The sequence below is a fragment of the Geothrix sp. 21YS21S-4 genome (assembly GCF_030845995.1).
Lineage (GTDB): Bacteria > Acidobacteriota > Holophagae > Holophagales > Holophagaceae > Geothrix.
The window spans coordinates 1,947,248-1,961,094 of sequence record NZ_CP132719.1 but is presented as its reverse complement, the minus strand read 5'-3'; the positions used below and the strand labels follow the sequence as shown (position 1 = coordinate 1,961,094).

Below are 13,847 nucleotides of genomic sequence, written 5' to 3'. Positions count from 1 at the left end.
CTCCAGCCCCCCAGTGTAGCCCGGCGTCCCGGTTCAGCCTTCCAGGGCCTTCCGGGCGACGGCGGCCAGTTCCCGGATCTGATAGGGCTTCTGGAGGAACCCCTCCGGCCCGCCGCCGGGCAGGGCCTGGAGACTGTCCTGCTCCGTGAACCCGCTGCTGAGCACCACCGGCACGTGGGGGTCCAGGCTCCGCATGGCGCGGAAGGCTTCCCGGCCGTCCATCCGCGGCATGGTGAGGTCCATGAGGACGAGGTCGAGCTCCCCGCGGCTCTGGCGGAACCGTTCCAGGGCCTCCAGCCCGTCTCGCGCGGTGATCACCCGGCATCCCAGGGCCGTCAGGGCGGCGCCGGTGGCCTCCAGGATCTGGTCCTCGTCGTCCACCAGCAGGACCAGCCCCCGCAGCAGCGTCTCGCCCCCCGTCGCCGCCTGGGTGACGTCGGGATGCTCCACGGCTCCCATCGCGGGGAAGCAGAGGCGGAAGACGCTGCCCCGGCCCACCTCGCTGGCGATGTGCAGCCCCGCGCGGTGGCCCCGGAGGATCCCCACCATCGCGGACAGACCCAGGCCCCGGCCGGCGCTCTTGGTGGTGAAGAAGGGATCGAAGATCCGCTCCATCACTTCGGACGTCATCCCGCTGCCGGTGTCCCTCACCTCCAGGATCACGTGGAGTCCGGGGAGAGGCGCGCCCACGGGATAGTCCGCCTGGAGCTCCTGGGCCGTGAGAGTGCGGACCGCCGTGGCGACGTGGATGGCGCCCTCGCGGTCGCCGATGGCGTCGGAGGCGTTGGTGACGAGGTTCATCACCACCTGCTGGATCTGCGCGGCGTCCGCCTGGATGGGCGGTAGCCCCGGATGCAGGTCGAAGCTGAGGCGCACCTTCTTCGACAGGGCGACTTCCAGCAGGTGGGTGAGGTCCTGGACCACCAGGTTCAGGTCGTGGGGCTTGATCATGAAGTGGCCGCGGCCGGAATAGGCCAGCATCTGCTTCGTCAGCTCCGTCGCCCGCAGGATCGTGGCCTCCATGTTGGTCAGGTAGGGCCGGGCCGTGGAATCCTCGCGCAGGTGCATCTGGGCGAGGTTCAGGTTCCCCAGGACCACCGTCAGCAGGTTGTTGAAGTCGTGGGCGATGCCTCCGGCCAGGACGCCGAGGCTCTCCAGCTTCTGGGCGTGGCGGAGGGCCTCTTCGGCCTGGCGGCGCTCCGTGATGTCGCGGGTGACGGACAGCATGCAGGGCTGGCCGTCGACTTCGATGATGGCGCCGGAAATGAGGCCGGTCCGCTGGCTCCCGTCCTTCACCCGGAAGGAGGCTTCCAGGTCGGCGAAGTGCCCGTCCCGGCGGATCAGGTCCATGGCCTTCGCCCGGCCGCTCTGCTCGGACCACAGCGCCAGTTCGAAGGTCGTCTGGCCCTGGGTCTCCTCCCGGGTCCAGCCGGTGGTGTGGGTGAAGGCGTCGTTCACGTCGAGGATGGTGCCGTCCATCCGGCTGAGGATGATGGCGTCGGGGCTGGCCTGGAACGCCTTGGAGAACTTCTCCTCACTGGCCCGGAGCGCCTGCTCCGCGGCCTTCCGGCGGGTGATGTTGCGGGCCATGCTGACGATGACCTCGCGCCCCTCGAAGGCCAGGAAGCTGCTGCTGATCTCCACGGAGAAGAGGCTGCCGTCCTTCCGCCGGTGGATCGCCTCGCCCCGGAAGTTGGCCTGGTGCCGCACGTAGGCCCACTTCTCGGGCCATTCCTCCGGCCGCAGGTAGGGCGCCACGTCCCACAGGGTCATCGCCAGCAGCTCCTGCCGGGTGTAGCCCAGCGTCTCGCAGGCCGACTGGTTGATGAAGGTGAGGCGGCCCGACTCGTCGATGCCGTAGATGGGATCCGCCGAGCGGTCCATGGCGGCCGACAGGATCCGCTGCTCGGTCTCGATCCGCCACCGCTCCAGGACCAGCGCCGCCTGGCCCGCCACGAAGACGAGGAGGTCCCGCTCCTCGGGCGAGTAGGACCGGCCCGCTTCGTAGATCTGGATCACCAGCGCCCCGAAGACGCCCTGCTCGCCGGCCAGAGGCGCGCCCAGCCAGGCGAGGGGATCGGTTCCGATGCACTCTACTTCGCCGGAGGCCTCCAGTTCGGTGAGGGTCGGCGCGTCGGCGAGGAGCGGGTGGCCGGTGCGGAGGACGTATTCGGTCAGCCCGCGGCGGAAGGCCCGGGGCTGGGGAATGGGATCCTCCGCGTCCGCCCAATAGGGGAAGGACACGGTGTCCGTCGGCCGGTCCCAGAAGGCGAAGTAGAGGTTCTCCGCCGGCATCAGGTCGCGGATGATCGCGTGGATGTGGCCGAAGAGGTCCAGCAGGTCGCGGGCCTCGGCCGCCGCCTGGGGAATGCGGTAGGCCGCTTCCAGATAGCGGCGGACCACGCCGAGGGCTTGGGTTGGATCCTGGGGCTCGCGGATGGGCTGCATGGGGGGCTCATCGGCCGCTCCCCCCGGGGAACACAAGCGCCTCACGACGAAAGACTCAGGCCCAGCGGAAGCGGCGGACGGCGAGCGCGAACGCCGCCAGCGCCCAGGCTCCCACGATGAGGAGCCCAATCCCGTGCCCCGCCAGGGATCCGCCGTCGTTGAACACGGCCCGAAGGGCCCGCAGGAACGGGGCGAGGGGCGTCACCGCCACGGCGTGCTGCAGCCAGGTCGGCGCGGAATCCAGCGTGAAGTAGACGCCGCTGAGGAGCATGAGCGGGAAGAACACCAGGTTCGAGATGGCGGCGTAGCCTTCGGACGTGTCCGCGAAACCGCTGAGGGCGAACCCGAACGCCATGAAGCACGCCGTTCCCAGAGTCATGATCACCAGCAGGTCCAGGAAGGAGCCCTGGTTCTGGATTCCGAAGACGACGCGGCCCACCAGCAGGAGGATGGAGGCCTGGACGATGGTCACCGCCAGCCGGTGCAGGACCTGCCCCAGCAGGAAGATCCACTTGGGCAGCGGCGTCACCGCCAGCCGCCGGAACTTCCCCTTTTCGCGGTAGGACACGTTCACCATGCCCACGCTGAACAGGCCCATGCTCACGAGGTTCAGGCCCAGCAGCCCCGGCAGCAGGAACGAGGCGTAGTTGGTGGACCGCTTGTGGCCGGGGCTCTCCACCTGAACGGGAATGCGCTGGGGCTCCGGGGCGCCGCTGAGCCGCGCCTGGGCCATCAGCCAGGCCTGGTTCACCAGCCCCGAGGTGGCGCCCGCCTGGGCCATCAGGTAGCTGTTGAGGCGCAGGCGGTAGCCCTCGCCGTCCGGTTCCAGCTGGGCAGCGGTCTCGCCCTTCGCCCACCGCGTTTCCGCGTCGGTCTTCGTCAGGGGGATCACTTTCAGCTGGAGGTCAGCCAGCGCCTGATCCAGGGCCGCGTCGCGGGGAGCGGAGGCGGCGGGTTGCACGCGCACCACCGTGAGCTTGGGCCCCCCGCCGTCCCGGAAGATCGTCCCGAAGCCCACCAGCAGGACCACGGGGAAGGCGAAGGTCCAGAACATGGCGATGCGGTCGCGGCTGTAGAGCCGCCATTCCATCGTGAATTGGCGCCAGAGCATCATCATCACTCCCTCAGGCTGCGCCCGGTGCGCTGCAGGAACACGTCCTCCAGGGTGGCCCGCCGGATGTGGACCTGCTGGAAGGGCACGGCGGCGGCTTCCGCGGCTTCGAGGAGCCGGGGAAGGAGCGCCTTGGGATCCGGCGTGGGGATCTCCCACAGGTCCGCGCGCCGTTCGACGGGCTCGCCCAGCCGGTGGGCGAAGGCGCCGGGATCCGGCGAGGCGCCCTCGAAGGTCAGCTCCACCACGCTCGGGATGGCCAGGCCGGAGATCAGCGATGCCGGCGTGCCGGTGGCGATCACCTTTCCGTGGTCCATGATGGCGAGCCGGTCGCAGAGCGCCTCGGCTTCGTCCATGTAGTGGGTGGTGAGCACCACGGTCCGCCCTTCGGCCTTCATCCGGTGGACCACGTCCCACAGGCTGCGCCGGGCCTGGGGGTCGAGCCCCGTGGTGGGCTCGTCCAGGAACACCAGTTCGGGGTCGTTCACCAGGGCCAGGGCGAGGGCCAGGCGCTGCTGCTGGCCGCCGCTGAGGGTGACGTGGTAGGCGTCCGCCTTCTCCTCCAGCTGCACCAGCTCCAGCAGCTCCCGGGTGCCGCGGTGCTTGGGGTAGTAGCTCCCGTAGAGGTCGAGCGCCTCCCGCGGCGTGATCTTGTTGAACAGGCTGGTGCTCTGGAGCTGGACGCCCACCCGGGAGTGGATCTCTTTCTTGTGGCCCGCCCACGGGAGGCCCAGGATCTCGATCTCGCCCGCGTCCGCCTGGGTGAGGCCCTCGATGATCTCCAGCGTCGTGGTCTTCCCTGCGCCGTTGGGGCCGAGCAGCCCGAAGACCTCGCCCCGGGCCACGTCCAGGTCCACCCCGTCCACGGCGACGACTTTGGGGAAGGCCTTGCGGAGGCCACGGATGCGGAGGGCGGGACCGGACATGGGTACCTCGGGTCCCATTGAATACCACGCGCAGTCTTTGGAGGACAGGGCTGGCGGGCGCGAGCCCGCTCAGACGGCCCAGAGGCTCCAGTCCGGCCGCGCGGCGCGGAGGGCGATTCGGGCGGCGTCGCGGGCGGAGGAAGACGCATAGTGGGCGGCCCAGCAGCTTCCCGAGCCGCACAGCAGGGGCTCGCCGCCCGTCCCGCGGAGCGCCTCCCGCACCTCGGCCAGCGGCGGGCACACGCGGATCGCCGCGTCCGTGAGGTCGTTCCGCCACGGCGGCGCCGCGCCCTCGGGCAAAGAGCCAAGCGGCGCCGGCGACGGATAGCCCACCTCCGGCAGCGCGCAGTACACGTTGGGCGTGGGCACGTGGAGCCCGGGATGCGCGAGGAGAAGGGGCTCCAGAGGGACGGGCCTCAGCGGGAACACCCGTTCGCCGCGCCCCAGCCCCAGCACCGTTCCGCCCAGCAGGAAGAGGGGCACGTCGCTGCCCAGGCGCGCCGCCAGGTCCAACAGCTCGGCGTCATCCAGACCCAGGCCGAACAGGCCGTTCCCCAGACGCAGGGCCGCCGCGGCGTCGCTGCTTCCCCCGCCGAGCCCGGCCCCGTGGGGAATGCGCTTCACCAGCCGCAGGGCGGCGGGAAGGGGGCGCCGCGCCGCCGCTTCCAGGAGACGCCAGGCGCGGACCACCAGGTTGGATTCGTCGGCCTCCAGCCCCTCGCCCGTCGGCCCTGAAATGGCCAGCGACAGCGCTTCCGCGGGCTCGGCCTCCAGGATGTCGGTCAGCTCCGGCACGCCGTCGAGGACGGTGGTGACCAGCTCCAGCTCATGGAACCCGTCGGCCCGCCGTCCCAGGACGGCCAGGAAGCGGTTCAGTTTGGCGGGGGCCAGGGCGGTGGCGGACATGGCTCCACGGTAGCGCAGCCCTCCGCTAGCCTGGGGCATGGTCCTCCTGTTCCGCCTCCTCGTGAAAGGCCTCACCCTCCGCTTCCGCGCCCGGTTGGAGCCCCTTGGGACCTCGGTCCTGACGTTCCGCGTCTGGCCCAACGATCTCGACGTGAACGTCCACATGAACAACGGCCGGTTCCTGAGCGTGATGGATCTGGGCCGCTTCGACCTAACCTTCCGCACGGGTCTGGGCCGCGCCATGGTGCGGAACCGCTGGAAGCCGCTGGTGGGCGCCGTCTCCATGCGCTACCGGCGCAGCCTGGATCCTTTCGAATCCTACGAGCTGCATACCCGCCTCCTGGGCTGGGACGCCAAGTGGTTCTACCTGGAGCAGCGCTTCGTGAAAGCGGGCGGAGACCTCGCCGCTGAGGGCGTTGTGCGGGCCCTCTTCCGGGGAAAGGACGGCAACGTCCCCGCACCCGACGTGATCCGGCAGATGGGCTATGAAGGCCCGGCGCCGGAACTGCCGCCCGCCATTCGCGATTGGACGATGCCTTGAGAGGGAGAGCTACAGCCCGTCTTCCAGTTCGATGGCATGAATTCGAACTGGTATCTGCTCACAACGCCGCTTTTGCAGCGTTATGAGCGACCCATAGAAGCTGGACCTACAGCCCGTCTTCCAGTTCGAATTCAGGATCCGGGATGCTCAGGATTTCGGGGCCGTCCTTGGTGATGGCCACGTCGTGCTCGAACTGGGCGGACAGGCCGCCGTCGCGCGTGCGGACGGTCCAGCCGTCGGGCTCCACCAGGCACTTGTGGGTGCCGGTGTTGAGGATGGGCTCGATGGTGATGGTTAGGCCGGGCTCCATCCGGAAGCCGGTCCCGGGCCGCTGGTCGGCGTAGACCACCTGGGGATCCTCGTGCAGGTCGCGGCCCAGGCCGTGGCCGATGTACTCGCGGACGATGGCGTAGCCGCGTTCCTCGGCGAAGGTCTGGACGGCGGTGGCCATGTCGCCCAGGCGCATGCCCGGCCGGCAGTGCTCGATGCCCACGTACATCGCGAGCTGGGCGGTCTGGATGAGGCGCCGGGCCTCCTCGCTGATCTTTCCGACGCCCACGGTGAGGCAGGTGTCGCCGTGGTAGCCGTCCAGCTTGGCGCCGCAGTCGATGGCGATGACGTCGCCCTCCTGAAGCACGTACTTGGTCGGAATCCCGTGGACGACCTTGTCGTTCACCGACGTGCAGAGGGTGGCGGGAAACCCGTGGTAGCCCTTGAAGCTGGGCGTCGCGCCATGCTGCCGGATGTAGGCCTCGGCGATGCGGTCCAGCTCCAGCAGGCTCACGCCGGCCTTGGCGTTGCGGGCGGCCAGGCGAAGCGCGTTGGCGGCCAAGCGGCCCGCCTCCCGGAGCTTCTCGATCTCCTTGCGGCTCTTGTATCGGATCTGTTCTCGGATCAGGACCATGGTCCCCTCCGCCTCAGTCTAACGGGTAGAATGCCGGCATGGTGCGACCTTCGATGATCCTTGCCACGATGGCCCTCTCCGTGGGCCTCCTGACGGGTTGCCGCGGAGTGCCCTCCCGGCCCGCCGCCCTGCCCGCGGAAGCCCGCTGGGCGGGCGAAGGAAAGGACGGCGTGTTCTTCAAGGCCGGAAGTCACGAGGGCACCCTCTGGCAGCTGGAGGTCTGGGACCGGAAGGGGAATCGGCTGGGCTCCGGCGCCTTCCGCCTGAAGGGCTTCGCGAAGGCGGAGATCGTGCCCGAGGAGGTGCTGGGCTGGCGGAATGGCGCCCTCCAGTTGAAGGACGGCACCTGGCTGGTGCCGGAACGCCCCTGATGGCCTACAGCAGGGAGGAGAAGGACTGGCTGGAGCGCGAATGGGCGTTCCGGGCCTGGGGCCGCGCCGGGCTGCTGTCCACCGACGACTACCGGCAGGTGCTCGCCTGGGAGGCTGCCGGCGTGCCCATGGATCTGGTGATCTCGGCCCTCAACGGATTCTTCGACCGCCGCGAGGGGAAGGCGAAGCCCCGCACTTTCGTGGCGCTCAAGCAGGTGGACCGCGACGTGGCGAAGGCGGTGAAGCTCCGGGAGAGCTCGCTGCGGGCGGGTCCAGAGCTGGCGGCGGCTGGAGATTGGGACCGCGTGAAGGCGCCCCTCAAGGGCGATCCCGCCGCCCGCGCCGCGTTCGAGGCCTGGCAGCGCGTGAGGGCCGCCGCCCCTTCGCCGGAATCCGCCGGCTACCTGGATCACCACGACCGCGAACGCGCCGCCCGAGCCCACATGCTGGCCCTGGCGGAAGCCGCTCTGGGACCAGCCTCGGCTTTGCTGGAAGCGGGCCTGCGCGAGCGCCTGGAGGCCTCGGGCATGAAGGAGGGCAGCTTGGTGTGGACGCGAGCCTGGAGCCACCACTGGGGCCGCCTCGTGGCCGCCGCCTGGAACTTGCCGCTGGAGGGCGCGTGATGGTCGATTCCCGCTGGCAGACGGAACTGGAAATCCCCACGGAGGGTTTCTTCGATGCGTTCGCTTCGCAGCTCGCGCAGCCGGACGGACTGCGGGACGGGCTCCGCGAGGCGGTGAAAGTCCTGATTCCCCGCATCGACTGGGAGGCGTACCTGCCGCACGTTCCCCAGGGGATCCTCGGTCTGCGGGCCGTTTTGCGGCTGCGGCCCCTGCTGACGGAGGGCGCCTTCCGCCGGGCCCTCGCCATCCAGCTCCACATGGCGGCCCACGAGGGGCGGCGGGCCTCCGCGACGACGGCTCAGGCGGTTGCCGCGAAAGGCAGCGGAACCTGGCGGAACCTGGAATCGTTCATCCAGTCCCGCAAGCCGGGCCTGGCCTACGCCGAGGCCCAGGGCTTCGACCTGCCCGACGCCGCGGACTTCCGCCGGCTGGGGGCGCTGGTCGAAGGGGACATGGCCAACGTGGGCCACAAGGGCGTCTTTACCGCGCACCTGGCGGACCTCCACGAGCGGTTGGAGCGCCCCAAGGCCACGGGCCGCCGGCTCTTCGGCTTGGCCGCCTGGCTGGCCGCCACGCAGGAGGACACGTTCTGGTACCGCCGGGCCGCCAAGCGGATGGAACGGGAGGCGACGGATGCTCCGGCGGCTGGGAATGACGCTGCCGTGCGGGAGATCTGCGACCTGGGGCTTGTGGGGATGCTGGACGCCTTTACGGGCCGGATCAAGGCCGGCGCTTCGCATGGACAGCTATTGTCCATTCTGGTCGAGGCGGCGTCCGAGAAACTCCTGGACGCCCGTCGCGACCTGGAGGGCAAGACGGCGTGGACCCTCGTCTACCTGGCCCATCTGGCCGAAACGCCGCCGTCCGATCCCTGCGTCTGGGCGCAGGGCGCGGCGCTCGTGAACCTCTTCCCCACGGATGAGCCCGAGGAGCGGGTCCAACCCAAGGGCGGCGTTCCCGACGGAAGCGCGCTCCTGGAGGCCATCCTCGACGCCGAGGCGCCGGAGGCCATGGGCCATGCCCAGGCCCTCTGCCGGGCGGGGAAGGCCGACGAGGCGCTGGCGCGGGTGGCGGAGGCGGCCACCTTCAACGATCCCACCTTCAATCACGCCTCGCAGATCCTGGCCGCCGCCGCGACGGCGGATCTCCTGCCCCACCTTCCTTCCGCTTCGGCCGAGGCCATGCTGGTCGCCCTGGCCAAGAGCTTCGCCAACAGCCAGGGAAGCGGGGACCTCGGCCGCCTGGCGGACCGGGCGCTGGGCTGAGGCACGCGATGCCGCGGGCCTTCGCCTTTCTCCGCGCCGTCAATGTCGGTGGCCGGACCGTGCCCATGGCGCGGCTGAAGAGCCTGTTCGAGGAGCTGGGGCTGCGGGGCGTGGAGACCTTCATCGCCAGCGGGAACGTGATCTTCGATGCCGTGCCGGAGAAGGAAGCGGCGCTTGCCGCGCGGATCGAGGCCCACCTCAAGGCTTCCCTCGGATTCGAGGTGGCGGTGTTCCTCCGTTCCGAGGCGGAGCTGGCCGCGCTCCTGGCGGGCTGCCCCTTCGAGGCGGCGGAGCAGGCGGAAGCAGGGGCCATGAACGTGGCGTTCCTGCGGACTCCGCTCACCGCCGCCCAGAAGGCTCGGCTCATGGAGCTGCGGAGCGGCGTGGACGACTTCCGCAGTCCCGGCCGCGAGGTGTGGTGGCGGTGCCGCGTGAAGCAGAGCGAATCGGAATTCTCGAACGCCGTGTTCGAGAGAGCCCTGGGCGCGAAGGCGACTTTCCGGGGCTGGAACACCCTCCAGCGGCTGGCGGCGAAGTACCTGCCCTCCTGCGATTGAAAAACGGCCGGAGATGCGCTTTGGTGGAACCTCGGATCCGAGGTGGGACATGGGCAAGCAGCGGCTCGAGGCGTTCAGCGACGGGGTGCTGGCCATCATCCTGACGATCATGGTGCTGGAGCTGAAGGTCCCGCACGGCGCCTCGTTCCAGGCGCTGGCCTCGCTGCTGCCGACGTTCGTGAGCTACGTCCTCAGCTTCATCTACGTGGCGATCTACTGGAACAACCACCACCACATGCTTCACGCCGCAGGCAAGGTGAACGGGCCGATCCTGTGGGCCAACACGCACCTCCTCTTCTGGCTTTCGCTGATCCCCTTCGCCACGGCGTGGATGGGCGATAACCACTTCGCGGCCCGGCCCGTGGCGCTGTACGGCCTGGTCCTCCTCATGGCGGCCCTGGCCTATTACCTGCTGAGCCGCTGCCTCATCCATCACCACGGCGCCGGCTCGCTGCTGGAGGCCGCGGTGGGGGCGGACGCGAAGGGGAAGTTCTCCATCGCGGTCTACGCGGCGGCGATCCTCCTGTCCTTCGCCAACCGGTGGGTGGGGTTCGGCCTCTACTGGCTCGTGGCGCTGGTCTGGTTGGTGCCGGACCGACGCATCGAGCGCGTGCTGGCCCTTCGTAGCTGACGGCTCATACCACTTTGCGTTCAAAAAATAAGGATCACCGCCAAGACGCCAAGACGCCAAGGCGCCAAGAAAAGCAGGTTTCTTTCTTGGCGTCCTTGGCGTCTTGGCGGTGAAAAAAACTCGGATTTTGATCGCTCATGGGGATCAGAATCGCCAGGTGAGGCTGGCGGCGAAGGAGGCGTCGTCGGTGTTCTCGTGGTGGGTGATGTTGTTGATGTAGCGGAACGTCAGGGTGGTTCGGCGGTCGAGGTGCGCGTGCAGGCCCACGTCGTGCTGGAGGCTGCCCTCGTGGAGCTTGGCGAAGGGGCGGGGCGTGCTGAACCCGCTCAGGAAGTAGAGCTGGACGAAGGGCTGGACGGCCCGGTTGCGCCGGCCTTGCCACGTGAGGTGGGCTCCCAGGTCCGAGGTGTAGTCGAGGTTGTTGTAGGCGGTGTTGCCTCGACCGCGGTGGGTGTAGGCGGCGCCGGCATACAGGGTCTGCGTCGGCGTGGCGTCCCACCACCCGCTGAGGCCCGCTTCTTCATCCCACCCCGCGCGGTAGGCCCCGTAGGTCTCCGTCAGGGGCGGCTTCACCGTGAGGGTGGCGCTCAGGCCTGCCGTCTGGCCCCGGTACACCTGGTGGACCAGGCCGATCAGGGGGTCCTGGATCCGCGTGGGCTGGCTGCCCTCGCGCACGAAATCCAGGCGGCCGTAGCGGATGGTGGCCACCACGGCCTGGTTGCGGGCTATTTCCGTCCGGCCCCACTGGGCGAATCCGAACGTCCGGTGGAAGGCCTCGATGGGCGAATCCAGGTCGCCCCCGCCGTGGCGCTCCGCGGGCAGCTCGATCCAGACGTCCGTGCGGTCCGTCAGCCCGCGCCGGACCTGGAGGGTGGTGCGGGCGATCTCCTCGTCGAAGTAGAAGATGAAGGGGGCCGCCGGATATTCGGCGGCCAACGCTTCCAGGGAGGCGCGGTCCATGCGGTGCCGTCCCTGGAACCAGGCGGGCGGATGGTCCTTGATCAGGTCCGAGAATTCGAAGACGTTGGCCCGCACGTGGGTGAAGGTCGCCTGCCAGTTCCCGGCGCCGATGGGGCGCGGCGCCACGGGCTGGTAGGTCATGGGGGCCTGGAGCAGGGTGAACATGTTCCGGGTGGGGAGGGGCCCCATTTCGGGATAGGCCGCGTCCTGGGCCTGAAGGGACAGGCCGAGGGCCAGCGCGATCGCGACGCGCATGGAGAGGCTCCTGGAAGAAGGGATGGCGACGGGTTCCCTCCCCGAAGGGGGCGAGGGAAGCACGCCGGATCAGCCGGTTTCTGCTTTCTTGGGGGAAGTCGGTTTCCCCATGAAAGCAATCATGAAAGATTGGCTTTCCCTTGTCAAGTCACTTTCTTTGGGATAGCTTTGGTGGTGAGTCGTTCCCCGCTTCCGGGTGTTCCCATGACCCTTCCCGAATCCACCAGCTGCCAACTCTTCCGCCGGGCTATCGACCTGCTGGCCAAGCCCTGGACGGGCCACATCCTGTGGAGCCTCCAGGAGGGGCCCCTGCGGTTCAATGAGCTGGTGACCCAGGTGGAAGGCATCGGGGAGAAGGTGCTTTCGGCCCGGCTGAAGGAGCTGGAGTGCCAGGGGCTGCTGGTGCGCCGCGTCCTGCCCACCACCCCCGTGAAGGTGGAGTACGAACTCACCTGCAAGGGGCAGGGGTTCCGCCACGTGGTGGAAGCCGTCACGCGCTGGGGCGAACAGTTGTCGGCGGCGGAGCTTCAGCCCCGGTAGTTGGGCATCACGGGGCCCTTGGCCCACTCGAAGATCAGGCTGGTCTGGATGTGCGCCACTTCGGACCGGGTGGTGAAGGCGTCGAGGGCCAGATCCCGCAGGTGGTGGGCGTCCCGCACGGCGACGTGGACCTGGAAGTCGTGGGTGCCGGCGACGTGGAAGACCGCCAGGACTTCCGGCAGCCCCATGGCGTGCTTCCAGAAGGCCTTCACCTGGGCCCGGCTGTGCTGGCGGAGCTGGACGGCGATGAGGGCCTGGAGCCCCACCCCCAGGGCGGCGGGATCCACTTCGGCGTAGGCGCCCTTCAGGATGCCGTCCGTCCGCAGGCGCTGGACGCGCGCCAGGCAGGAGGAAGGCGCCAGACCCACGGCCGCGGCCAGTTCCTTGTTGGACAGCCGAGCATCCTTCTGTAGATGAACAAGAATGTCGCAGTCGATTCGGTCCAGATTCATGAATGCCATTGTTTCACGAAATAAATTCGAGAGATCGGCGAATCCGTGAAACTTACATTGAGGACAGGAGCGTCACCCATGCCCAAGTCCGCCCTTCCCCTGTCGCTGGAAACCCAGGCCGTCCATGCGGGACGCGAAGTGCTGCACGAGCAGGGCATCCACGCCATGCCCATCGACCTGAGCAGCACCTATCCCCTGCACGATCTGGAGGAGGGCGGCCGCAGCCTGGAGGCCATGGCCCTGGGCGGCTTGCCCCAGGGAAGCGCGGTCTATTCCCGCCTCTACAACCCCACCGTGGCCCGCTACGAGCAGGCTCTGGCCCAGTTGGAAGGGGCCGAGGAGGCCGTGGCCTTCGGATCCGGAATGGCGGCGGTGACCGCGTGCCTGATGGCGGCCAAGCAGCGCGGGGGCCACGTCGTGGCGGTTCGTCCTGTCTACGGCGGCACGGACCACTTGCTGGCCTCGGGGCTGCTGGGGCTGGACGTGACCTGGGCGGAGGTCGAGGGCATCGGCGCCGCGATCCGCCCCGACACCTCCCTCGTCATCGTGGAGACGCCCGCCAATCCGACGTTGGCGATGGTGGATCTGGATGAAGTGGTGCGCCAGGCGGGGAAGGTGCCCGTCCTCGCCGACAACACCTTCGCCACGCCCGTGCTCCAGAACCCCATCAAGCACGGCGTGGCCCTCGTTCTCCACAGCGCCACCAAGTTCCTGGGCGGCCACGGGGACGTGCTGGCGGGGATCGTCGCCACCAACGGCGAGTGGGCCACGGAGCTGCGCAAGATCCGCGTGATCACGGGCAATGTGCTTCATCCGCTGGCCGCCTACCTGCTGCACCGCGGTCTGCCCACGCTACCCCTGCGCGTCCGCGCCCAGCAGGAGGGCGCCCGCATCATCGCCGAGCGGCTGGCCGCGCATCCGGCCGTGTCCGCGGTCCATTTCCCCGGTCTCCCCGGGCAGGACCCCAAGGGTCTGCTGAGCCGCCAGATGCAGGGCCCCGGGTCCCTCATGGCCTTCGAGCTGAAGGGCGGGTTCGAGGCCGCAGCGGTGGTGATGGCCGAGGTGAAGCTGATGACGCCCGCGGTATCGCTCGGCAGCGTGGACACCCTCATCCAGCACCCCGCGGCCCTCACCCACCGCGTGGTGGATGCCGAGGCCCGCGAGCACGCCGGCATCTCCCAGTCCCTGATGCGCCTGTCCGTGGGCCTGGAGAACCCCGAGGATCTCTGGGCGGACCTGGAGCAGGCCCTCGTGAAGGCCATGGCGAAGCTGGCGGTGGGCGCGTCCCGCTGACGAAAAAGCGCCTGCCGGGAGATCGGCCCGGGTTCTATCCTGGAATCCCATTCCGGAGCGACCC

At 69.2% G+C, this 13,847-nt stretch carries 15 protein-coding genes; 8 read left to right on the top strand and 7 right to left on the bottom strand.

All coding sequences use genetic code 11. The features are described 5' to 3' along the window. Positions 1–33 precede the first annotated feature (33 nt). The 4 genes from RAH39_RS08885 to ispE all read right to left on the bottom strand — a co-directional run bounded on the left by RAH39_RS08885 (position 34) and on the right by ispE (position 5,391). A complete protein-coding gene (locus RAH39_RS08885) occupies positions 34–2,448 on the bottom strand; it encodes a PAS domain S-box protein (RefSeq protein WP_306589739.1) in 2,415 nt (804 codons plus the stop codon). A gap of 55 nt (positions 2,449–2,503) precedes the next feature. Beyond that, the gene (locus tag RAH39_RS08880) at positions 2,504–3,562 is read right to left on the bottom strand and encodes an ABC transporter permease (RefSeq protein ID WP_306589738.1); all 1,059 of its coding nucleotides are present in this window, start codon (positions 3,560–3,562) and stop codon (positions 2,504–2,506) included. Between the two features lie 2 nt (positions 3,563–3,564). Continuing rightward, entirely contained in the window at positions 3,565–4,485 is a 921-nt protein-coding gene (locus RAH39_RS08875; RefSeq protein WP_306589737.1) for an ABC transporter ATP-binding protein, read from the bottom strand. A gap of 69 nt (positions 4,486–4,554) precedes the next feature. Then, positions 4,555–5,391, bottom strand: a complete 837-nt coding sequence (gene ispE, locus RAH39_RS08870) for a 4-(cytidine 5'-diphospho)-2-C-methyl-D-erythritol kinase (RefSeq protein WP_306589736.1) — start codon at positions 5,389–5,391, stop codon at positions 4,555–4,557. 37 nt (positions 5,392–5,428) lie between these two features. On the opposite strand from ispE, the gene RAH39_RS08865 reads away from it, so the two are divergent. After that, positions 5,429–5,932, top strand: a complete 504-nt coding sequence (locus RAH39_RS08865; RefSeq protein ID WP_306589735.1) for a thioesterase family protein — start codon at positions 5,429–5,431, stop codon at positions 5,930–5,932. A 106-nt stretch (positions 5,933–6,038) separates the two neighbouring features. Here the strand turns inward: RAH39_RS08865 and map are convergent, their stop codons facing one another. After that, a complete protein-coding gene (map, locus tag RAH39_RS08860; protein WP_306589734.1) occupies positions 6,039–6,836 on the bottom strand; it encodes a type I methionyl aminopeptidase in 798 nt (265 codons plus the stop codon). Between the two features lie 38 nt (positions 6,837–6,874). Between map and RAH39_RS08855 the strand changes: the two genes are divergently transcribed. From RAH39_RS08855 to RAH39_RS08835, 5 genes are read left to right on the top strand one after another with little or no spacing between them, the layout of a single operon-like run. Further along, on the top strand, positions 6,875–7,207 hold the full coding sequence (locus RAH39_RS08855) for a hypothetical protein (protein ID WP_306589733.1): 333 nt from the start codon (positions 6,875–6,877) through the stop codon (positions 7,205–7,207). Further along, positions 7,207–7,830, top strand: a complete 624-nt coding sequence (locus tag RAH39_RS08850) for a hypothetical protein (protein ID WP_306589732.1) — start codon at positions 7,207–7,209, stop codon at positions 7,828–7,830. Before RAH39_RS08855 ends, RAH39_RS08850 begins: the two co-directional genes overlap by 1 nt. After that, positions 7,830–9,095: a hypothetical protein gene (locus tag RAH39_RS08845; RefSeq protein ID WP_306589731.1), complete on the top strand. Its 1,266-nt coding sequence runs from the start codon at positions 7,830–7,832 to the stop codon at positions 9,093–9,095. Before RAH39_RS08850 ends, RAH39_RS08845 begins: the two co-directional genes overlap by 1 nt. Before the next feature lie 8 nt (positions 9,096–9,103). Next, entirely contained in the window at positions 9,104–9,652 is a 549-nt protein-coding gene (locus RAH39_RS08840) for a DUF1697 domain-containing protein (RefSeq protein WP_306589730.1), read from the top strand. Positions 9,653–9,701: 49 nt separating this feature from the next. Then, entirely contained in the window at positions 9,702–10,283 is a 582-nt protein-coding gene (locus RAH39_RS08835) for a TMEM175 family protein (RefSeq protein ID WP_306589729.1), read from the top strand. Positions 10,284–10,427: 144 nt separating this feature from the next. On the opposite strand, the gene RAH39_RS08830 is transcribed toward RAH39_RS08835, so the two are convergent. Next, positions 10,428–11,498 (bottom strand): DUF3187 family protein, encoded by a 1,071-nt coding sequence (locus tag RAH39_RS08830; protein WP_306589728.1) that lies wholly within the window; start codon positions 11,496–11,498, stop codon positions 10,428–10,430. A 204-nt stretch (positions 11,499–11,702) separates the two neighbouring features. On the opposite strand from RAH39_RS08830, the gene RAH39_RS08825 reads away from it, so the two are divergent. Beyond that, a complete protein-coding gene (locus RAH39_RS08825) occupies positions 11,703–12,038 on the top strand; it encodes a winged helix-turn-helix transcriptional regulator (RefSeq protein WP_306589727.1) in 336 nt (111 codons plus the stop codon). Here the strand turns inward: RAH39_RS08825 and RAH39_RS08820 are convergent. Further along, positions 12,026–12,490 carry an Lrp/AsnC family transcriptional regulator gene (locus RAH39_RS08820; protein WP_306589726.1) on the bottom strand — a complete coding sequence of 155 codons (465 nt, stop codon included), beginning with the start codon at positions 12,488–12,490 and terminating at the stop codon, positions 12,026–12,028. The genes RAH39_RS08825 and RAH39_RS08820 overlap by 13 nt on opposite strands. Positions 12,491–12,568: 78 nt before the next feature. Between RAH39_RS08820 and RAH39_RS08815 the strand changes: the two genes are divergently transcribed. Next, a complete protein-coding gene (locus RAH39_RS08815; RefSeq protein WP_306589725.1) occupies positions 12,569–13,783 on the top strand; it encodes a trans-sulfuration enzyme family protein in 1,215 nt (404 codons plus the stop codon). Positions 13,784–13,847 lie beyond the last annotated feature (64 nt).